A 21,005-nucleotide genomic window follows, 5' to 3' on the forward strand; every position below is an offset into this window, starting at 1 on the left:
CACTCGGAAATCGCCACAGGGCCGCGGCAATCCGGCTCACGTGATCACCCCGTCGATGAGTTCGACGGTGCGGTCCGCGTAGTCCATCAGCAGTTCGTCGTGGGTCACGACGACGATCGCGATGTTCTCCTCGGTCTTGAGCCGGGTGAGTTCCGCCAGGATGGTGCGGGCGGTCTCCTGATCGAGGTTCCCGGTTGGTTCGTCCGCGAGGAGTACCTTCGGCTCGTTGATCAGGGCGCGGGCGATCGCCACCCGCTGTTGTTGCCCGCCGGAGAGTTGGCTCGGCAGGTGATCGAGCCGATCACCGAGTCCCACCCGCCGGAGCAGGTCGATCGCCCGCTCGTGGCGATCGATACTGGTATCCCACATCGAGGGCAATTCGACGTTCTCGACGGCGGTGAGCATCGGCAGCAGGTGAAAGTCCTGAAAGACAAACCCGATGCCCGAGCGGCGCTTTTCGGTGAGTTCGTCCTCGCTGAGCCCCGACACGTCGACTCCCTCGAGCCGGACGGTCCCTTCGGTGGGTGTATCCAGCAACCCGGTCATGTTGAGCATCGTGCTCTTGCCCGACCCGGAGGGGCCGATCACGGTCACCATCTCGCCCCGGTCAGCGTGAAAGTCCACGCCTTTCAGGGCCTCGATAGTCTCGCTCCCACTCCGATAGCGCTTGATGACCCCTTCGAGTTCGAGGATGCTCATGTGCGCCAGCGATACAGTGCCGCGCCGATCAGGGCCCCCACGAGGCCAACGATCCCGAGCCGGACCAGCCCCAGCCCACCAGTTCCTGACTGGTCTTCGGCGTCCGATTCGCCCGCCTCGCCGTCGAGTTCGACGGTCTCATGCGTTTCGAACTGCTCGCCGCCGGCCGAGTAGGCAACCCGAACCGGGACCACTTCGGCCGCGTCGGTGACGTTGGCCGTAAGCTCGAAGGTCCCGAACTCGCTCGCTTCGATCCCGCCGATGAAGTAATCACGTGACGGCGAACTGGGAGTGACACCAGTTGCGGGCTCGATCGCGACCCGAACCGATTCGACATCGTTGCTGCCCACATTCGCGGCATCACCACGCAAGGTGACGATCGAGCCCTCGCGAGTGGCCTCGACTCCGGAGAGGACGATCGATGCGGTGTCGGTCGGCTGGTAGTCCCGGCTGGCTTCGATCGTCCGATCAGTTCCGGACGCGGTGTAAGACGCGGAGACAGTCAGGTTCCCGGTCCCGAGCGTCGCTCCGTCGAAGGTCGCCGTTCGGGACTCCGTCGCCGGCACGTCATCAAGCACGGATCGGGCGAGTATCCGCCCGTCCCTGACCGCCCGGAGTTCGACATCCCGCAGTTCGGCGTTTCCGTATTGCACGAGGGTCGCCTCCAGCGCGGGCCCGTCAGGTGACTGGATCGGCGTCAGGGTGAGTTCGGGGTCGTTTCTGGCCGGTTCGACATCGACAGTCATCGACCGGTCGATCGAGCGGGTCTGGCCGTCGGCCGTCCGGTAGGTTACCGTTCCGGTGAGCGTCTGCCGGCCGGCTTCGGCGAAGGTCAGGTCGTAGCCGTGGACGGCCTGGGTGCCTGCCTCCAGCGACGCAGTCACCCGCTCGGCGTTGTCGACGATCGCATCGCCCCCGAGTTCGAGTCTGACGTTCGAGAGCGGGCGATCCTCACCGTTCGAGACGGTGACGTTCACCTGCTCCTCCTGGCCGGCGACGGCGTCGATGTCGTCGATACGCAGAACGGCCTCATCCGGGGGTTCGACGTCGATAGTAAGCGGGTAGGAGACCGATCGGTGATCGCCAGTCTCGTTCTCGACCCGAGTGTGAACCCTGAGATCCTTGGTTCCCGGGTCGTCAAAAGAGAGCGAAATTGGCACGGTGAGGCTCCCACCGGGGCGAACCGTGCCGACGTCTTCGACCCGGGCGTGTTCGTTCGCCCGCCCGGCGTCACGGATGTAGACGTCGGTGACCTCGAAGGCCTCCAGATCGTCGTAATTCGCGATCGTGACGGACACGGAAAACCGCTCGCCTGGGGCCGGATCCTCGACAGTCGGCGTCGCGGACTCGATCGCGAGGTTCGAGATCGAACCACTCACCGGAACCGCGACCGTGACGGCGGCAATGATCAAAACCAGGGTGAGCAGGCCAGTTACGGGACGAGAGCGCACGATTCAGCGCTCCGAGAGGGCATCAAGGTTCGTCCCAGGAGCTGTGCGGGTGGGATAGTAGCTCATCGATCTTCGTAACTGAATATTCATTCAACATGGATAGGTCTTCTGGCAGGCCCAGATCAGGGCTCCAGAACCGACGAGACGTACCGCGAGAGTTCCTCGCGGACCTGATCCGTGTCCTCGCTCCGGGCGGTGACCTGCTGGGTCATCGCGCCGTTGATCGTCGCCAGCAGGAAGGCGGCGACCCGATCAGAGTCCACGTCCCGGAACGTGCCAGACTCGATGCCGGCCTGGATGATGTCGGCCAGTCGATCGTGAAAGACCTGATCGCTGTCACTAAAGTGCTCACGAAATCGGTCGTCGTGAGCCGCCTGGGCCCGCAATTCAACCATCGCTCGCGTGAAGTTGCGGGCCTCCTCGGGCTGGGTGTCCGAGAGCGCCTGATCGAAGAACTCGGCCAGCCGCTCGTCGGCCGCCGCCTCACGCTTCTCGGGCACCGACTCGAACTCCTCGAGCATGAACCCGAGAAAATCCAGGAGGAGTTCGTCCTTGCTCTCGTAGTGGTGATAGAGCAGGCTCTTTGACTTCTCGAAGAACTCGGCGATCCGGGAGATCGTCAATCCCGCGTATCCGTACTCACAGAGTGCGTGATAGGTCGCCTGCATAATGGCCTCGCGGGTGTTCGCCGGCTCCTCGAGAAACGCGTGTCGCTCGACCATTGCTGAATGAATATTTGATCACCGCGTAAAGCGATGTTGGTCGAGTGCCCGGAAGACCTTCCCCCGTCCGCGGACTACAACCCGTATGAATCCGATCGGGGGCGCCAGGGCACTCCTGGGCGCGGACGGGAACGGCGGCGTCGACTGGGCAGCCGCCCGCCGGGCCGCACACGAACTGACCGACCCCGGTGACCTCGGGCTCTCCGACTCGGTTCGGGGGGCCTACGCCGAGGATCTGCAAGCGGCCCACCGGGAGATCCAGGCGACAGCCGGGATCGAATTCGATCTCCCGCGGACGATACAGGTGCAGAACCGCCACCACTGGATCGAGGCGACACTCGAAACACTCGAAACCGCCTTCGAGCCGATTTCGGACCGACCGGGAGCACTGCCTGGAATCACCGGCCCCCTCAACACGGCCTCGATCGCCGGCTCGGTCGCCTACCTCTCGCGGCGGGTCCTGGGCCAGTACGACCCGCTTCTGTTCGCCGAATCCGAGCCCCACCGACTCTACGTCGTGCATCCGAACCTGATGTCGACCGCCGCCGAACTGGACGTGCCGGTCGAGCGATTCCGCCGCTGGATCGCGTTTCACGAGGTCGCTCACGCGGCCGAGTTCGGGGCCGCACCCTGGCTCCGGCCCTACCTCGCCGAGCGAGTCACCGGGATCGTCGCGGCGCTCGCCACCGGATCGCTCCCGAAAGAAGAGTACGGGGAGCTAAATCGCGCGATGACCGTCGTGGAGGGGTACGCCGAACTCCTCATGGACGAGGCGTTCGACGAGCCCTCGGCGGAGCTCCGACGGAAACTGGACACGCGCCGACAGAGCGGTGGACCACTCTCCACCCTCGTTTCGAGACTGCTCGGGCTGGATCGCAAGCGCGAGCAGTACGAACGTGGCCGGGCCTTCTTCGACGCCATCGTGGCCGAACGGGGGCTCGAAGCGGCCGGCGCGGTGTGGGACGAACCCGGGAACCTGCCCCGCGAGTCGGAACTCGAAGCGCCGGGTCGCTGGCTCGATCGTGTCCTACCCACGGCACCCAACTGACTGAGAGCGACATGGTTTTCGGCCCGGACCGCGATAAAATGGCCGTGAACCGCCGGGGCGAGGTACTGGACGTTGGCGAGGTGCAAACGATCAGCACTGACTCGGGCGATCGTGACGTGGCGACGGTCCGGATTCGGACCGACGACGGCCCGGTTTCTATCTCCCTCCGGAAGAAGTGGACGAAGACGGCCGAGATCCTCGAACCCGGGATGGAGCTTTCGGTGACGGCGCTGACCGAGACCGAAGACGGACTCGCGACGACCGAGGAATCTGCGGTCGTGGTCGAACCCGACTTTCTCGTCGACGTGACCGACATCCGCTCCTGGGTACAGTGTCCCCGGCTCTACTATCTCAACAAGATCGGCGGCCTGCCCCTCGAATATCCTGTCACCAAGGGGACGATCGTCCACGAGGTCTTCGGCGATCTCCTGCGTGGGCAGGACCTCGACACTGCAGTCGAAAAGCGGGTCGACGAGGCGGGGCTGGAACTGGGCTTGCTTGGCCGAGATCGCGAGGCGGTAATCGAGGAGGTCAAACAGAACGCCGCGGCGATCGACACCTGGCTCTCACAGGGCCGACTGGACGAGGACGGATGGCGATCGGAGGTGACGCTTCTGAGTGACACCTACGGCATCAAGGGACGGTGTGACGCCATCCGGCGGGGGAACCCCGTCGAACTCAAGACCGGGAAGAACACGAGCCGGAGCCCCCGGTTCCAGGACAAGATCCAGGCCGCGTCCTACGCACTCCTACTCGAAGAGCAAGGCGTGGTCGTCGATACGGGCACGTTGCTCTACACGAAAAACGCCGCCCTGGAGGAGGAAACGGGGGACCTCTCGCCGGCCAAGGACTTCTCGATCGGCGACGGGCTTACGAAATTCGTGCTTCGGACCCGCAACGAGATCGCCGCCATGGAACACGACCGGTCGGTTCCGACCGGCTACGAGGGCGATGCGACTTGTCAGTACTGCTTCGAGCAGGACACCTGTCTGGTGGTCTCGGGTCGGCTGGACCAGCCCTCGAAGGCGGGGTCCGTCGGCGACCCCTTGCCCGAGGCCGAGCGGACGTATTTCCAGCGCCAGTACGACGCCATCGAGACGGAACGGCGGGCCATCCACCAGGAGTACGCCAAGCTCTGGAAGCAGTCCGCCCAGGCCCGTGCAGACGCCGACCGGGCGCTCATCGATCTGGAGCCGGCTGGGCGAACACAACTCCCGGACGGCCGGTGGGAGCTCCGCGCAGAGCGCCCGGCGGGAGCCGTCTCGAAGATCCGGGAGGGAGACCGCGTCCTGGCGAGCGACGGGGACCCGATCGACGGCCACACCGAGTTGGCCGTCGTCGAGTCACTGGGCCGGGAGATCGTCCTGACGGCCGACGAACCACTCTCGGTCCGACGACTCGACGTCTACCCCTCGGAGTTCTCGGTCGACCGGATGTTGACCGCCCTTCACGACGCCCTCCTCCGGGGCCCGACGCGCCGTCGTGATCTGCTCTTCGAGCGGGACACACCGACTTTCAGCGGTCCCACCCGCGAGTTGATCGACAACAACCCCGCCCAGAATCGGGCGATCAATACGGCGCTCAGAGCCGAGGACTTTGCGCTGATTCACGGGCCCCCGGGCACGGGAAAGACCTACACGATCGCCCGGCTGATCCGGGCCCTCGTCGACCGTGGCGACCGGGTATTGCTCTCTGCGTTTACCAATCGCGCCGTGGACAACGCGCTCTCGGCGCTGGTCGACCAGGGGTTCGAGGACGCAATTCGGATGGGCACCGAATCCGGGGTTCGCTCGGACATGGCCCACCTCCGACTCGATACGGCTGGCGATCCAACAGAGCGAGCCGCAGCGCTGGAATCCGCCCCGGTGGTGGCAGCGACGACGGCCTCGTGTGGCTCGCGGGTGATGCGCTCACAATCCTTCGACGTGGTCGTCGTCGATGAGGCAAGTCAACTCACCGAGCCGGACACCCTCGCGGCGATCAATCGGGGGGCAAAATTCGTCCTCGTCGGCGATCACAAACAGCTCCCGCCAGTCGTCCAGTCGGGGGCCGACCTCTCGACCTCGCTTTTCCAGCGGCTCATCGAGACCTACCCGGAGGCGGCCGTGATGTTGGATCGCCAGTACCGCATGTCCCAGCGAATCCAGGCCTTTGCCTCCCGGGAGTTCTACGACGGCCAGCTCCGTCCGGCCACGGGTTCGGTCGCCGGCCAGACCATTAGGGATCTGGGACTTGACCCAACACGCCCCGACGTGTACGATGGGGTCACGCTGGTCCCGGTCGAGGGCACGAACGCCGACCATACCGACACGGCCGAGGCAGAACGGGTCGCCGAGATCGTGACCGCGTATCTGGCGGCCGGGGCTGAGCCGGACGATCTGGGCATCATCGCTCCGTTCCGGGCCCAGGTCTCCACGGTCGAGCCGCTCGTTCCCGACGGCGTGACCGTCGACACCGTGGATCGCTTCCAGGGATCGAGTACCGAGATCCTGCTCGTCTCCTTCGTGGCCTCCGGGAGCCTCGACGGACCGCTGTTCGAGGACGAGCGACGGATGAACGTGGCGCTCACGCGGGCGAAGAAGGCACTCGTGCTGATCGGGGATCCGGCCGCGCTGGGAAGTCGTGACCGATATGCGAGGATGCTCGACTGGGCCGATCGAGCCGCAGAGTGACAGACGAGTCAACTCCCCAACAGTACGTGTTTGCTCCGGCCACACTCCTTTATGCCCACTCCGGTCCAAGAAACGACCATGGACGCTGCTGTGGGGAGATCCTATCAGACCTACTTCGAGAAATCCCCGGTCGCGGTCTTCGTGGTCGACGAGGACGGGGAGTATCTCGAAGTGAACCCGGCTGCGTGCGAGCTCGTGGGTTGCTCGGAATCCGAGCTCCTGTCGATGTCCGTCTCGGATCTCTCCGCGAGTGAGGGCGTGACCCCACCCTCGTTTCAGCGAATCCGGGATACGGGCCGTATTCGAACCGAACTCCAGCTCCAACACGCCGACGGCCACCTGATCGACGTGTTACTCGACGCCGTTTCGCTGGGGGAGGGAACGTTCGTCGCCTACGTCAGGGACATTTCGGATCGGAAAGAGCGCGAACGCGAGGTCGAGTCCCTGAAGGAACGACTCGAACTGGCCGTCGACGCCGCCGATCTGGGGGTCTGGGACTGGGACCTGGAAACCGACACGGTCCAGTTTAACGACCAGTGGGCGACGATGCTCGGGTATTCGCCGTCGGAAATCAATTCCTCCCTCGACGCCTGGAAGTCCCGCGTTCATCCCGCGGATCGCGAGGTAGTGATGGACGCGGTCGACGCCCACCTCGCTGACGAGGCGGCGTACATCGACACCGAACACCGACTCCAGACGGCCGATGGCGGCTGGAAGTGGGTCCGGGATATCGGGCACATCACGGAGCGGGGAGCGAACGGGGACCCAAAACGGGCGGTGGGGATTCACCAGGACATCGACGAACGGAAACGTGCCGAACAGGCGCTCGAAGCCGCTCACGACAGGCTTCGGCAGGTCATCGACCTGGTCCCGGACCTGATCTTCGTGAAAAATCGGGACGGGGAGTATCTCCTCGTGAACGACGCGGTCTGTGCGGCCTATGGCCGCCCGGCCGAGGAGATCATCGGCCGGACCGATCAGGAACTCCTGTTCACCGAGAAGCACCCAAAGGAGTTCCGCGAGGACGACCTGGCGGTCATCGAGTCGGGCGAGCCAAAGACAATTCCGGAGGAGGAACTGGTGACCGCAGACGGGGAGACACGCGTGTTTCACACGACCAAGATCCCCTACGAGCCCTCCGGGAGCGACGACGACGCGGTGCTCGGATACGCCCGGGACATCACCGAACTCAAGGCCTACGAACGACGGATCGAGACCCAGCGGGACAATCTGGAGGTCCTCAACCAGATCGTCCGCCACGACATCCGGAACGATCTCCAGTTGGTGCTCGCGTACGCTGATCTCCTCCACGATACCGTCGAGGAGTCGGCATCCGGACACCTCCACACCCTGCAAAACGCGGCACAAGACGCGGTAGCGATCACTCGGACCGCCCGGGACGTAACGGAAGTACTCATGCAATCCGACGCGGATCGATCCCCGACACGCTTGGGCCCGGTCCTGGAGGGAGCGATCGACTCGGCCCGCTCGAACCACGAACACGCCGCGATTCAGGTCGAAGGCTCGATTCCGGAGGTATCCGTACTGGTTGACGATCTGCTCGAATCGGTGTTCCGGAACCTGCTCCAGAACGCGGTCATCCACAACGATCAGGAGCTCCCCGAAGTCACCGTGACCACGACAGCTGGTAAAAAGACAGTGGCCGTCTCCGTCGCCGACAACGGCCCGGGCGTCCCGGACGAGCAGAAAGCGGAAATCTTCGAGGAAGGTGTCCAGGGACTGGATAGCGAGGGGACCGGACTGGGATTGTATCTCGTCGAGACGCTGATCGACCGCTACGGAGGGTCGGTCCGGGTCGAGGACAACGACCCACGGGGGGCGGTGTTCACCGTCGAACTGCCACTTGCCTGAGCGAGGCGGGCTAGTTCAGCACCCAGAACTGGTAGTTGAGATACGTGGCGAAGGAGACCCAGAGCAGGTAGGGGACCAGGAGGAGGGCAGCCCGCCGGTCGACCCGGTCGAAGACCATAATCGTCGTCACGATGAGCACCCAGAGGGCCAGGATGACGAGCAACCCGGCTCCGAGGGCCTGCTGTCCGAAGAAGACCGCCGACCAGCCAAGGTTGAAGATGAAATGGACGACGAACACACCGATCGCGAGTTTCGCGCCGTCCGGATCGGTCGGGGCCTGCCGCCAGACGAGCCAGACGGCGACGCCCATGAGGGCGAAGAGGGCCGTCCAGACCGGGCCGAAAACCCAGTTCGGCGGGGCGATAGCCGGGCGGACGAGGCTGCTGTACCACTCGCCGAGCCCCTGGGCAGTGAAGATCGCCCCGGACGCGCCGACGAGTTCGACGGCGAGAATCGAGAGCCCAAGCGCGAGACCGGGTCGATCGCGAGCGAATCCCGGCAGTCCTGAGTTAGATCTCATAGAGTCATTTCGAACCCTGGCCCGAAATACGTACGCCCCACTTAGCCAGTTCGCCGGCGGCGAACTTCCACCAGCCCGACAGCGAGGCCAAGGACGACTGCGACCCCCAGTGCGGTCGTGACGCCGACGCGGAAGACCCCGGCAAGAATGAGGAAGCCCAGGAGAAATCCCAGGGCGAACGCGACGAACCCGCCGGCGACAGCGTTCCGCTGTGGGGACGGCGATTCGAGCCCGACGTACGCGGCAGCCCCGAGCAACGCGCCAGCGACCAGACCGGCTGGCAGCCCCAGAAAGACCGAAAACTCGACCCACCGACCGGTAACGGCGGTGACAGCCACCCCAACCAGCAGGAAACCAGCCACAGCGGCGGCCAGCGCCAATCCAAGGGATTTCGTGGTCACGTGTGTGGTGTGCCCGGGCTTACTCCGAGCCGATCGCTTCGAGGTCCGTGCCCTCGATCACGGCTCCCGTTTCTGTGTCGTCTGCCGACTCGTCGCGTGATCGGCGACGCCAGGCAAGCACGCCGAGGAGGGCTCCGGTGACTGCCAGCGCGACTGCCCCAAGGGCGAATCCGCGCCGGGACGGCAGTCGGGATCGGGACCGGGACTCCGATGCTGACTCGGTGGCGGGTCTGGCCGTGGTCTGTGTCGGGGATTCGTCCACCCCTTCGCCGCCGATCTGTGTGCCATCCAGGTGCAACTCGAAGAACGTGATTTCGGAGACCATACGAGAAATCGGCTCGGAAAACATATAGCCAGGCCGATATTTCTCAGCGAGTGAGAACCGACGGCAGGTGCCAGCAGCAGCCCTAGTCCTCGCCGGCCGACGCCCCCTCGATCGCCTCGGTGACTCGGTCGTGAAAGGCCCGGAGGGCGGCGTCCTCGTCTTCGGCGAGAACCACGTCGCTGGCCGAAAGCGTCGCCAGGCCGAAGGAGAGGGGACTGGGCGAGTCGAGTGTCCTCGGGACCACGGTGAGTTCACCCGCCTGGATTCGTCCGAGGAGTTCCTTGATATGTCCGAAATCGAGTTTGTCCTCGACGATCTCCCGGTTGGTCTCCGTGAGGACCACGAAATCCGACAGGTCCTCGGCAAAGCCAAGCAGCATCTCCGCGGAGACCTGCTGCCGACTGGCGGACTTCTCGTGGCCCTTGTACCGCTTGAGAATCATCAGGGAGCGGGTCGCGTTGATGCGGAAGTACCGCTCGCGTAGATCAGTCCCAACCAGGCTCGCTTCGAGGTGCTCGCGGGCCCGGTCCGGGTCGAGCCCTTCGAGCAGCCCCACCACGTCGACCTTGCGATTGAGCGGCATCGAGAGGACGAAGCCGGTGTCGTCGACCGCGATGGTCACGTTCGCGGTGGCGGAGTTCGCGACCTTGTGAGCCAAAATCCGTGAGAGGCCATCGTTCACCTGCCGGCCGTAGGGAACTCGCACGTAGTAGCGACGGCGATAGTCAGCCCGGTCGGTGACGTGTTCGACGACGATCCGATCGGTGGTGCTCACACTCTCGGGCCCGGCGTAGGCGATCTGCCTGTCGACTGTCCGTGAGAGTGCTCGCACGCTCTCCTCGTCGATGGGGAGGTCCCGGAGCGCCCGTCTGAGAGCGGCCATCCCGTCCGCCCGAAGCGAAGTGAGCCGATCCTGAAAGGCCGCGATCTCGGCCCCCAGATCGAAGGACCGGGGCAGGCGCTCGGAGTACCACGAGGGGACCGTCGCCCGCTCGCTCGTCCGATCGACGTACACCTTCGATCCCCGGCGATAGCGATACTCGTACCGCTGGCCCCCGAGGACGAAGACGTCACCCGGATCGAGCGTGTCGAGATAGTCCTCGTCGAGGTCACCGACCCACTGGTCGTCGCTCCGGACGAACACGTCACAGGAAAAGGAATCCGGGATCGTCCCGAGGTTGGTCATGTAGATCATCCGGGCCAGCCGACCCCGCTTGCCGATCAATCTGGTGCCGACCGGGTACTCCGGATAGTGATGCTCGCCGTCGGGGGGGTCGTTCTCGTCGACCCAGATCTTCGCGTAGACGTTGCGGTCCTCTAGCCCGTCGTACTCGGCCCGGAGGTATCTGAGCAGGTGGGCGAACTCCGCGTCGGTGTAGTCCCGATAGGGGTAGGCCCGGCGGAGTGTCTCCTCGACCTCCTGAAGCGGGCGCGGCCCGTTGATCGCCATCCCATAGACGTGCTGGGCGGCGACGTCCTGGGCGCGCTCGGGGACTCGGATGCGGTCGACAAAGCCCGCGTTGGCCCGCTCGAGCATGACCGTACACTCGATCAACTCCTGGAGATCGAGTGCGAACACCCGCCCCGTGACCGTCTCGCCGAGCTGGTGACCGGCGCGTCCCACCCGTTGGAGGAGCGAGGCGACCGACTTCGGCGAGCCGACCTGCACCACGAGATCGATGTGTGGCATGTCGATGCCGAGTTCCAGGCTCGTCGAGGTGGTCACCACGTCCAGGGTCCCCTCCTTCAACGCGCTCTCGACCGCCTGGCGTCGCTCCTTCGAGAGCGAGCCGTGATGAGCCCCCGAATGTTCCTCGTCCACGGCCCCCCGCTCCCGGAGGTTTTCGAGCACGCGTTCGGCCCCCGAACGGGTGTTCGTGAACACGAGCGTGCTGTCGTGGTCGTCGATCAACGTCGCGAGCCGGTCGTAGAACCGTTCGCGAACGACCGATCGCGGGGTTTCGACCAGGTCCGCCGCCGGCGTGTGCAGTTCGAGGTCATAGTCCCGCATGAACCGGGTGTCGACCAGTTCAACGTCGCGTGGCTCGCCGTCCTCGGAGCCGCCCAGAAAGGCCCCGATCGTATCGAGTGGTTCGACCGTGGCCGAACAGCCGATCCGGGTCGGGGCCGTGTCCGCGAGTGTCTCCAGTCGCTCCAGGCTCACCGAGAGATGAGTGCCCCGTTTGTTGGCCGCGAGGCTGTGAATCTCGTCGACGATCACGTACTCGACCGTCCGGAGTTTCTCCTTGAACTTCGGGGAGTTGAGCAGGATCGCCAGGGTCTCCGGCGTGGTGTTGAGGATGTGTGGGGTCTCATCGAGCATGGCCTGCCGGGCGGCCTGCTCGGTGTCGCCGTGTCTGATCGCGTGTCGGATCACGGAGGGCTCCTCGCCCTGTTCGGCCCGCCGCGCGGCAATCCCCTCCAGGGGTTCGGTCAGGTTGCGATGGATGTCGTTTGCCAGTGACTTCAGCGGTGAGATGTACAGGCAGTAGACCGTGTTTTCGAGGCCCGCAGATCGCTCCCGGACGAACAACTCGTTGATGATCGCCGTGAACGAGGCGAGTGTCTTCCCCGAGCCAGTCGGACTCGCGATGAGCGTGTGCTCGCCCGCGGCGATCTGGGGGATTGCCTCCCGCTGTGGCGGCGTGAAAAAACCGCCGTTCTGCCCGACAGAATCACCGAACTGGTCGATCCACCACTCCCGAACCGCCGGTTCGAGGGACTGCAACAGGTCCCCATCGGGGACCGCTTCGGGGTCCGGGACGGAGTCGGGCGTCTCCGTGACCATTCGTTGGGGCCTATGCAGGCCGGCGGGTTGTAGCTGTTGGCACCTGGTGGCCCCAACCGTTTTCCCCGTCGGACCACCCCCATCCACCATGCAACTCACCGTTCTCGGGACTGGCGCCGCGATGCCCACCCCGGGCCGGGCGCAGTCGGGAATCCTCGTGACCGATGGTGAGCGGCGGCTGCTCGTGGATGTCGGCAGCGGGGTGCTTGGCCGGCTGGCCGAAACGGACATCGGCTACGAAGGGGTCGACACCGTGCTTTTGACCCACCTCCATCTGGATCACGTCTCGGATCTCCTGGCGCTCTACAAGGCCCGGTGGCTGGCCGGCGAGGAGTCGATCACGGTCGTCGGCCCACCGGGGACGAACGCCCTCGTGGAGGACTTGCTCGACGCCCACGAGTACCTGCGCGGGCGGCTCAACTACGCGGTCCGGGAAATCGAGGCCGGGGCGTGGACTGTCGCCGGGTTCGATGTGACCGCCACCCCGACCCGACACTCGATGGACGGCCTGGCCTATCGCTTCGAGGACCAGGTGACGATCACCGGCGACACCAGGGAGTTCCAGGGCCTGATCAGTTTCGCCGAGGTCGGCTCGGTGCTCGTCCACGACTGCTCGTTCCCCGACAGCGTGGAGCAGGACGCCCACACCACACCCACGAAACTGGCTCAGGTCCTCGATGGGGCGGCCCTCGATCGGGTCTATCTCACCCACCTCTATCCACAGACAGTGGGCAGGCACCAGGAGATGATCGAGACGATCGAGTCGCGATTCGACGGCGAGGTACAGATCGCCGCGGACGGCATGCAGATCGGTGTCTGATCACTCGATCGGGTAGCGCAGCAGCGCCGCGACCCCACCGAGGTTGCGGAGCTGTTCACCGGGCTGAAACTCGTGTGAGAAGACGGTGATATCCCCGCCCTGACGCTCGACCTGCTGGATCAGTTCGTTCACGTCCAGGGCCCAGTCGCCCTCTCCGGCCCGCTCCTGGCGGAGTCGTTCGTCCAGAATCAGGAGGTTCTCGACGGCCCCGTACTCGGTCGCGGTCTCGACGGCGTCGATGCCGTAGGCGGCCGCGCCGTCCCCGGCCATCCGATCGGTGAGTTCGTCGATCGCCGCAGACTCCTCGGCGATCCGGGTCTCGCGGCGGACGTCCGCGACGGCCCCGCGCTTGAGCACCTCGTGGACGCCACGCCCGCCGGCCGCGCTGGTGTCGACGACCGAAACCGTTTCGGTGACCGCGGGGTGGGCCTGAATGTGTTCGAGGGCGTCCTGTTTCGTAAACCCCGGGCCGGCGAGGATGATCGCGTCGGCGTCGAGGTGCCCGAGCGCGTCGGCCAACTCCTCGAAGAGTTCCTCGCGGCCGCCGGTGTACTCGCCCTTGCCGGTGGTGCTCGTGAGCGAGACGTACTCATCGACGCCGTACTGGGCCACCGTGTGGACGTGGGCTTCGCCCTCCGCGACGGTGGCGATAGCGACCGTGGGCTGATCGGTGGCTTCCTCTGCCTCCTCGATCCGTTCGCGCTGGTCGGGCTGCCAGATCTTCTCGATCTCGATCGTGTCGTGTTCCTCCAGGTTCAGGGTGTGATGGAGGCCGAGTTGGTCCTCCCGGGAGCAATCCACGATCGTCCCACCCACCCGAAGCCGGTTCGAGAACTTGTGGAAGTCCACGTCCTCGACCTCGAGGGTGACGTGCATGTGTTCGCGCTCGCCACCGGTGTCACGCATGTGCTCCTCGTTGCGCTGGATGCGTCGGTGGGTGTCCCCGGAGACCAGATCACCGGGTTCGATGACGTAGGTGAGATGCCAGAGGTCATCGAGACTCTCGGGCACCAGGCTGACCGCCTCGCGGCCGGCCTCGCGAGTCGACCACTCCCGGACGTGCATTACTCCTCACCCTCGCTGATGCGACTCGTCCCGGGCGGCATGAACTTCTGAATCTCGTCCGGGCTCGCGACCTTCCGCACGAGAGTGGTGTCGGCAAAACGCTCGCGGAACTCCCGGTAGATCCGTTTTGCGACGTCGCCCTGGGCGTACCGGCCCGGTTCGATCCGGATCGAGGTCTCGGTCTGGGCCTCGATCGGTTCGGGTGGGCCCCCGAGGACCCGCGTTTCGGGCTCACAGGAAATGCCGACGGCGGCCCCGACAGGCGTATCATCGAAGTAGGTCCGGTCGCCGCGGATCGCGAAGCCACCCTTCTCCAGGTACTCGCCGCTTTCGGGAGTCTTCGAGACCTGGTCGCCGGAGACCATGTAGACGTCGCCGCTGTACTGGCCCTGCTTCCAGACCGTGGAGTAGGTGACCGCGAACTGCGCGGCTTCGCGGAGACTCCGCTCTGGTACCTCGATGTCCTTCGTGGGCTCGCTGGGATCGCTCGTCTTGAGAATCGTCGCCGGGCCGCCGTGGGCCTGGGTGTGGAAGAAGCGATCGGCATGTTCCATGTACTTCGCGACCAGTTCCTCGTTCTGCTCGGCGTTTCGACCGCCAAGCACCAGAAAGCCGTCGCTGGTCCGGAACGACCGGAACCGGTCATACCACATCTCGGGGCGTCGGATGGGGATCGACTCGCGAGCCAACCAGTCAACCTCCGCGGCGGGCGTTTCGTCCTCTTTCTCGGAGGAATCTTCCGTATAGTCCGCTTTGCGCTCCTTCAGGGCGGCGAGTTCCGCTCGCGTGTCCTCGATGGCTTCTAACGCGCCGTCCCGTTTGGATTCGATCTCCTTGGCCCCGGTGTAGAGCCGGTCAGCGTTCTTCTCGACCCCGGATCGAGGGTCCAGGGGAATCTCGTGATCGTCCAGATCGATTCGGATCATTCCCTCAGACTCGTCGATGCCGGTCACCGCGGCTGCAGCCTCGATTCCGGCCTCGGCCCCGTCGGCCAGCCGGGATTCGATCTCGGCCCACCCGTGTCCGGATTCCCGGGCCTCCCGAACCGTCCGGATGATCTCGTCGACGAAGTCGTAATTCGCATAGAGTGCCTGGGCCTTCTCCCGCTCGGCCTCGGCCCGTCGCTCGAAGTCCTCGATGGCCTGTTCCTGCTGTTCGATGATGCGCTCTCGCTTCTCGATCTCGGCGTCGAACTCCGGCCCACTCGACTCGCCGGTCTCGGGCTCGTCTTCCCGGTCTTCGAGCGCCCGGAAGTAAGCATCGAGGGCCGCGTTGAAGGTGTCGTAGGCCTCGGCCTCCAGGTCGGCGTACTCCTCTAGCGGGACGGGGGTCACGTCTACGACTACCCCGTCCTCGCGGTAGACACGGGGGTCGGTGTCTCCTTCTCGGAGCCGGTCGAGCAGGTCGGTCATCTCCGCGTAGAGCCGGCGGTACTCCGTCTCGCCCGCCTCGGTGATGTCCAAGGTCTTCTCGACGCCGGCCCGCGTACAGAGTTCCTCGCCGTACGTGCCACCGAAGTTGAGCTGGGTCGCCATGGTTCGGACCAGGTCGGTGTCCGAGTCGGCCATGGTCGCGGCAAACGTCTCGTAGTCCATCTCCAGAGGGTTGATCCGGCTCTCCGGGAAGCCGTACTGCGCGCCCGGCGCGACCGTCCGCGAACGGAGCCGCACCGTCGAGAGCGAGTCGATTACCGCGCCACTCTCGTCGAGCACCGCCAGGTTCCCCTCGCCGAACAGTTCCGCGACGATAGTGGTATCAGCATCCCCGCGACGGAACTCGAACTCCAGGATCCGGTCGAAGCCGTGCTGGGAGACCGACGCCAGGTCGGCCCCGGCGATCCGGTTACGCAGCATCTTCGCGAAGTTCGGCGGCCGGTCCGGCGCCGCTGGCACGAACTCCGGTTCGGTGACGTGGACGCGTTTGCGCTCGCCGACCTGGATCAAGAGTTCGATGCGACCGCGGTCGTAGTCCCGCATCTTGAGCCGCACGAGTCCGTCCGCATAGAGATAGGCCTTGTCCACGGTCGCGCCGGTGTAGGCCCCGAGTTCGCCCACCAGGGCGACGAGCCCGACACTCGTGACCTCCCGCTTCGGTTCCATGGTCACAAGGAGTTGGACCGACGGGATAGGAGCATCGGTCGACCGGGACTCAGAGCGGTTTGCTCACGTAGGGGCCGTCCCGCTCGTACCCCAGGTGTGCCCGGTAGTACTCCCGGGCCCCGATGCCGGCGATCACGACGAGTTTCTCGTAGCCCGCCTCGCGAGCCAGCGACTCGGCTTTCTGGAGGAGTTTCCGCCCGTACCCCTGGTGCTGGAAGCCGCCCTCGGTGTCGCCCAGTCCGACTTCGTCCCCGTAGACGTGCAATTCCCGGATCAGGGCCGCATCGGCCAGTTCCTCGCGGCGTGGCGCGCCCGGGAACCGCAACCGCGTAAAGCCAACGAGCAGGTCCGCATCCGGATCCTCGAAGCTGATGAAGTGCTCGGTCCCATCCCCGGCCTCGTAGGTCTGGACGTCGAGGGTGACCCCAGTGGGTTCCGCGTCGTTCATCCCCACCTCGCGACAGCGCACGCAGTCACACTCCCAGCCGTGATCGGCCATGCGTTTTCGGGCTAGCTGTCGCAGGTTCGACTTCCAGACCCCCGCCTCGATGAAATCCGCCGGAATGTCCCGCTGGACGCGCTGGAGGCGGACGTACGGCGGCAACTCGGCCTTGATCTCGGCGACCAGTTCGGCGGCCTGCTCGTTCGTGAGCGGGTCGTACTCGTCCCGACGCCACATGTCATATATCCGGGTGCCCCGGACTACGAGTGTGGGATAGATCTTGAGGTAGTCCGGCCGGAAGCGCTGGTCGGCGAAAAGGCGTCTGGCGTCCTCTCTGGCCATCGCCACGGAGGTCCCCGGCTGGCCCGGCATGAGGTGAAAGCCGACCTTGAAGCCGGCGTCCCGCAACCGCCGCCCGGCGTCGATGGCGTCCTGGACGCCGTGGCCCCGATGCATCTCGCGGTTGACGGCCTCGAAGGTGGTCTGCACGCCCACTTCGACTTTCGTCACGCCGAGCGCAAGCATGCGGTCGATCTGTTCCGGGCCGACCCAGTCCGGCTTGGTCTCGAAGGTCGTCGCCACGTTGCGCACCGCGGCCGTCTCGTTCTCCCGGATGACCGTCTCCAGGTCTGCCTCGGTCGCGTCCTCGGGGTCCTGTGCGAAACTCTCACCCTCGGTGGCGGCCGGTGGGTTCTCCGGATCGAACTCGTTCATCGCCTGGAGTGCCCGCTTGACGAACCACTCCTGATACGCCGGATCGCGAGCGGTCATCGTCCCGCCCATCACGATGAGTTCCACCTTGTCGACCGGGTGACCGATGTGTCGCAACTGAGCCAGTCGGAGTCGAACCTGGCCGTACGGGTCATAGTCGTTCTGCTCGGCTCGGGCCGCTGCGGGCTCGTGGCCGGTGTAACTCTGGGCGGAGGAGAACTCCGAAGCCGGCCCACCCGGGCAGTACAGGCACTTTCCGTGGGGGCAGGGCTCGGGGCTGGTCATGACCGCGACCGGGGTCACGCCGGAGGCGGTCCGGACCGGTTTCCGGCGGAGGACCGGTTCGAGTTCGTCCCGCGTGCCGTCAGGCGCGGCCGCCAGCAGATCGCCGTTGGTCGGGACTTTCGGCGAGCTATGCTCGCCACAGGCCGCCAGTTTCGCCTGTTCGACGTCGTCACGGTCGACCTCGCCGTCGAGAATCCGAGTGACGACGTCCCGGCAGGCCCGCTCGAACCGTCGCTCGCCCTCCGCGTCCATATCCGTCCCAGCGGAGAGTCGCCAAAAAGGGTGTCGTTCAGCCCAGCCAGACCGAGACTTCCTCGATCACGGCCTCCAGAACCGCCTCGCGGCGGCCCGAGAGGAACTCGATGCGACCGTCCCGGCCGCCCCGGGGAGTCACGCCGCCGCCCGGAACGCGGTCGGCAACGGCCTCGCCGATGGCTCGAACGTCGAGTGCGGTCGAGCGCTCGAGGAACAGTTCGTCCTCGTCGAGCGCGATGGTCACCATCGGGCCGGACGCTTCTGCCTCCCGGCGGTGGAGTTCCGCCAGCAGGAGTTCGGTCGGCGGGAAGTCATAGCGGTGGGTGTACTCGGCCACGTCGAGCACGTCGATCTGCACGCCGTCGTCCTCGCGGCGTTCGAGGTGGGGGCGAGCGGTCGCGAGTTCGGTCTCCAACTTCGTCTCGAACTGCTCGCTGAGCGGCGTGGCGAGCGCGGCGTTGTCCTCGGCCCAGAACAGGTCGCTGATGAGTTCGCGCTTGTCCTCGTAGGACTGGTAAAAGGCCTCCAGGGCCACCGCGTTGCGGATGTCCGTGGTCGTCTCCAGATCGTATCCAGCATCGCTGGCCAGGTCGGCGTAGATCTCGGGCGGCTCGGTCCAGAAACTCGTCGCCGGCAGGTGCGCGAGGTCCTCGCGGACCGCGTCGTTGACGAGGGCGGCCAGGTGCGAGCCCAGCACGCCAGTCGAGAGGGGGCTTCCGCCCGCAGCGGTCGGGCTCACGAGCACGTCCGCGGTGTCGGTCGCGTCGGCGTCGGCGTAGCCGCCATCGACCACGACGCTGCCGGCGTCGTAGATCGAGAGCAGCGAGAGACCATCAACGGATTCGACCGTCGAGCCGGCATCGACCAGGACGAAAAGCGGCTGAGTCTCGTCGTGGCGGTCCGCGGCCTCCAGCATGTCGGTCACGTCGCTGGTCGCGGCTTCCACGTCGTAGATCGGATCCGAGAGCGGACGGCGGTCGACGTAGTGATACTCCGCGCCGGCTTCGGCGTGTTCCTCCCGGATCAACGGGAGCAGCGCCCGTTCCAGGGCCGTGCCGCCGACGTAGCCTTCGAGGGTTGCCGTGTGTCGAATGACGACCGGACGGGACTCGATGACGGCCCGTCGGATCGTCGTCGCCGCGTCAACCAGATCGTCTTGGACGGCGGCGACAGATGGGTCCTCGACCAGCAGGGTCGTGGACGTGGGTTCGGCTCGCTCGGCCAGGGCCGTCTCGCGACGGTCGGCCACGCGGTCGGCTGCCGGCCCCTCAAGGACCGACAGCTCCTCGGTCTCGACCTGAACGTCCCCACGGTGCTCTTCTACGATGCCGACGATTCGAACCACGTCATCGACTTCGACGGCCGGGTAGGCTCGAACGCCGGCCTCCTCGAAGGCCGCACAGTCCACGACGCCCGTCTCGTCCTCGACCTGGAAGACTGTCGGCCCGGCGGTCTGTCTCACGTTCGAGACCGTGCCCTCGACGACAACTGTCTCGTCCAGCGCCGCGTCAAGATCGACGACCGGGACGCGAGCGGGTTCCTCCTCGTCTGCAGTCGACTCGGTGTCCGAGTCTTCGACCTGTGCCGTGTCCGATTCTTCGGCCGCATCCGTGCCGGTCTCCTCACCAGTCGGCTCCGTCTCGTCGACCGCTTCGGCGTCCGCGTCGTTCGACTCGACTGGCGGGGCGCTCTTCGCCTGGCCACCGTCAGTCGTGCTCGGCTCCGAATCGTCGCGGTCGACAGCGGACGGCTCGCCACGCTCGTCTTCGGAGTCCGGTTCCTCGGTGTCGTCCTCGCCGTCGGCTTTCTCCGGCAGGACGGGCGCGCCCAGGTCGGGGTCGTCGATCAGCCGGCCGCGGAACTCCCGGGGCTCCTGGCGGAGCGACCAGCCGAGGTCGATGTTGCCGTTGTCATGAACGTCCAGGACCTGTACGAAGACGGTCTCGCCGGCGTCCCAGTCGAGCGATTCCAGTCGTTTGGGGATCTCACTGCGGTGTAGCAGCCCAGTCACGGGTCCGATATCGACGAAGACGCCGAACTCGGCGAAGCCATCGACGGTGCCGCGGTAGTAGCGATTCGGCGTCAACTGGTTCGGATGCTGACCACGAAACTCGAAGAACACGTCCTCCTCGTGCGTGCTACAGACGTCTCCGTCAGCAGGGGACCCACAGATAACACACGTACCCATTTGTAGTAGATTGATACCACCGGACTCCTAAACGCTTGTCGAAAGCCCGTTCAGTCCGTTCGGACCTCGTGGCAGCTTCGACACCGCGCCTGATAGGACTCATCGGCACCCACCACGATCGTCGGCTCGTCGACGTGTGCGGGTTCGCCATCGACCAGGCGCTGATTGCGGGTGGCCGGCTCGCCACAGACTGCACAGATCGCCCGGAGCTTGTCGACGTACTCGGCGGTCGCCATGAGCTGCCCCAGCGGCTCGAAGGGTTCGCCTCGGTAGGTCTGATCGGTCCCGCTGACGATCACGCGGCGACCGGCGGTCGCGAGATCGTTTGCGACCGCGACCAGTTCCACGGGGAAGAAGTTCGCCTCGTCGATGGCCACGACCGAGGCACCGTCGAGCCGGTCGGGAATCGAGTGGACCCCCTCGGGCGTGTTGTCCACGACAGTCGCCTCCCAGGTGTGCCCGGCGTGGGACCCGAGTTCGGCCTGCCCGTAGCGGTCGTCCACCGCCGGCGTGAACGCCACGACCTCCTGGCCGGCGATCTCCGCGCGGCGGAGCCGTCGCAGGAGTTCCTCGGTCTTCCCCGAGAACATCGAGCCGGAAATGACCTCGACCCACCCGTTTTCCCTGATCGCTCGCATGGTC

At 65.7% G+C, this 21,005-nt stretch carries 16 protein-coding genes; 4 read left to right on the plus strand and 12 right to left on the minus strand.

Going from position 1 to position 21,005, the window contains the following annotated elements; translation table 11 throughout:
- Nucleotides 1-36: 36 nt before the first annotated feature.
- The 3 genes from RH831_RS10140 to RH831_RS10150 form a co-directional block, all read right to left on the minus strand.
- Nucleotides 37-699: an ABC transporter ATP-binding protein gene (locus tag RH831_RS10140; protein WP_070364623.1), complete on the minus strand. Its 663-nt coding sequence runs from the start codon at nt 697-699 to the stop codon at nt 37-39.
- A complete protein-coding gene (locus RH831_RS10145) occupies nt 696-2,150 on the minus strand; it encodes a hypothetical protein (protein WP_310554056.1) in 1,455 nt (484 codons plus the stop codon). The genes RH831_RS10140 and RH831_RS10145 overlap by 4 nt, the downstream gene beginning before the upstream one ends.
- Before the next feature lie 122 nt (nt 2,151-2,272).
- Nucleotides 2,273-2,872, minus strand: coding sequence for a TetR/AcrR family transcriptional regulator (locus RH831_RS10150; RefSeq protein WP_310554057.1), 600 nt, complete (start codon nt 2,870-2,872; stop codon nt 2,273-2,275).
- An 85-nt stretch (nt 2,873-2,957) separates the two neighbouring features.
- Here RH831_RS10150 and RH831_RS10155 point away from each other — a divergent pair, with 85 nt between their 5' ends.
- From RH831_RS10155 to RH831_RS10165, 3 genes are all read left to right on the plus strand, one after another.
- Complete coding sequence (locus RH831_RS10155) at nt 2,958-3,920, plus strand: zinc-dependent metalloprotease (protein WP_310554058.1); 963 nt, start codon at nt 2,958-2,960, stop codon at nt 3,918-3,920.
- Between the two features lie 44 nt (nt 3,921-3,964).
- Nucleotides 3,965-6,592: an AAA domain-containing protein gene (locus RH831_RS10160; protein WP_310554059.1), complete on the plus strand. Its 2,628-nt coding sequence runs from the start codon at nt 3,965-3,967 to the stop codon at nt 6,590-6,592.
- Between the two features lie 78 nt (nt 6,593-6,670).
- Entirely contained in the window at nt 6,671-8,464 is a 1,794-nt protein-coding gene (locus RH831_RS10165; protein WP_310554060.1) for a PAS domain S-box protein, read from the plus strand.
- Between the two features lie 10 nt (nt 8,465-8,474).
- Here the strand turns inward: RH831_RS10165 and RH831_RS10170 are convergent, their stop codons facing one another.
- From RH831_RS10170 to RH831_RS10185, 4 genes are all read right to left on the minus strand, one after another.
- Nucleotides 8,475-8,984: a TspO/MBR family protein gene (locus RH831_RS10170; protein ID WP_310554061.1), complete on the minus strand. Its 510-nt coding sequence runs from the start codon at nt 8,982-8,984 to the stop codon at nt 8,475-8,477.
- A gap of 41 nt (nt 8,985-9,025) precedes the next feature.
- Nucleotides 9,026-9,385, minus strand: coding sequence for a hypothetical protein (locus RH831_RS10175; protein WP_310554062.1), 360 nt, complete (start codon nt 9,383-9,385; stop codon nt 9,026-9,028).
- Nucleotides 9,386-9,404: 19 nt separating this feature from the next.
- Entirely contained in the window at nt 9,405-9,710 is a 306-nt protein-coding gene (locus RH831_RS10180) for a hypothetical protein (protein WP_310554063.1), read from the minus strand.
- Nucleotides 9,711-9,792: 82 nt separating this feature from the next.
- Nucleotides 9,793-12,498, minus strand: coding sequence for an ATP-dependent helicase (locus tag RH831_RS10185; protein WP_310554064.1), 2,706 nt, complete (start codon nt 12,496-12,498; stop codon nt 9,793-9,795).
- Between the two features lie 88 nt (nt 12,499-12,586).
- On the opposite strand from RH831_RS10185, the gene RH831_RS10190 reads away from it, so the two are divergent.
- Nucleotides 12,587-13,318: an MBL fold metallo-hydrolase gene (locus RH831_RS10190; protein ID WP_310554065.1), complete on the plus strand. Its 732-nt coding sequence runs from the start codon at nt 12,587-12,589 to the stop codon at nt 13,316-13,318.
- On the opposite strand, the gene RH831_RS10195 is transcribed toward RH831_RS10190, so the two are convergent.
- The 5 genes from RH831_RS10195 to RH831_RS10215 are packed head-to-tail and all read right to left on the minus strand — an operon-like array spanning nt 13,319 to nt 21,001.
- On the minus strand, nt 13,319-14,383 hold the full coding sequence (locus RH831_RS10195) for an mRNA surveillance protein pelota (protein ID WP_310554066.1): 1,065 nt from the start codon (nt 14,381-14,383) through the stop codon (nt 13,319-13,321). It abuts the gene before it with no gap.
- Entirely contained in the window at nt 14,383-16,482 is a 2,100-nt protein-coding gene (rqcH, locus tag RH831_RS10200; protein ID WP_070364612.1) for a ribosome rescue protein RqcH, read from the minus strand. The genes RH831_RS10195 and rqcH overlap by 1 nt, the downstream gene beginning before the upstream one ends.
- Nucleotides 16,483-16,531: 49 nt before the next feature.
- Nucleotides 16,532-18,172 (minus strand): tRNA uridine(34) 5-carboxymethylaminomethyl modification radical SAM/GNAT enzyme Elp3, encoded by a 1,641-nt coding sequence (locus RH831_RS10205; RefSeq protein ID WP_310554067.1) that lies wholly within the window; start codon nt 18,170-18,172, stop codon nt 16,532-16,534.
- A gap of 37 nt (nt 18,173-18,209) precedes the next feature.
- Nucleotides 18,210-20,363, minus strand: a complete 2,154-nt coding sequence (locus RH831_RS10210) for an OB-fold nucleic acid binding domain-containing protein (protein ID WP_310554068.1) — start codon at nt 20,361-20,363, stop codon at nt 18,210-18,212.
- Between the two features lie 50 nt (nt 20,364-20,413).
- Nucleotides 20,414-21,001, minus strand: coding sequence for a thymidine kinase (locus RH831_RS10215; RefSeq protein ID WP_310554069.1), 588 nt, complete (start codon nt 20,999-21,001; stop codon nt 20,414-20,416).
- Nucleotides 21,002-21,005: the final 4 nt, after the last annotated feature.

This window comes from Halodesulfurarchaeum sp. HSR-GB, assembly GCF_031432215.1.
In the GTDB taxonomy this organism is placed as follows: domain Archaea; phylum Halobacteriota; class Halobacteria; order Halobacteriales; family Halobacteriaceae; genus Halodesulfurarchaeum.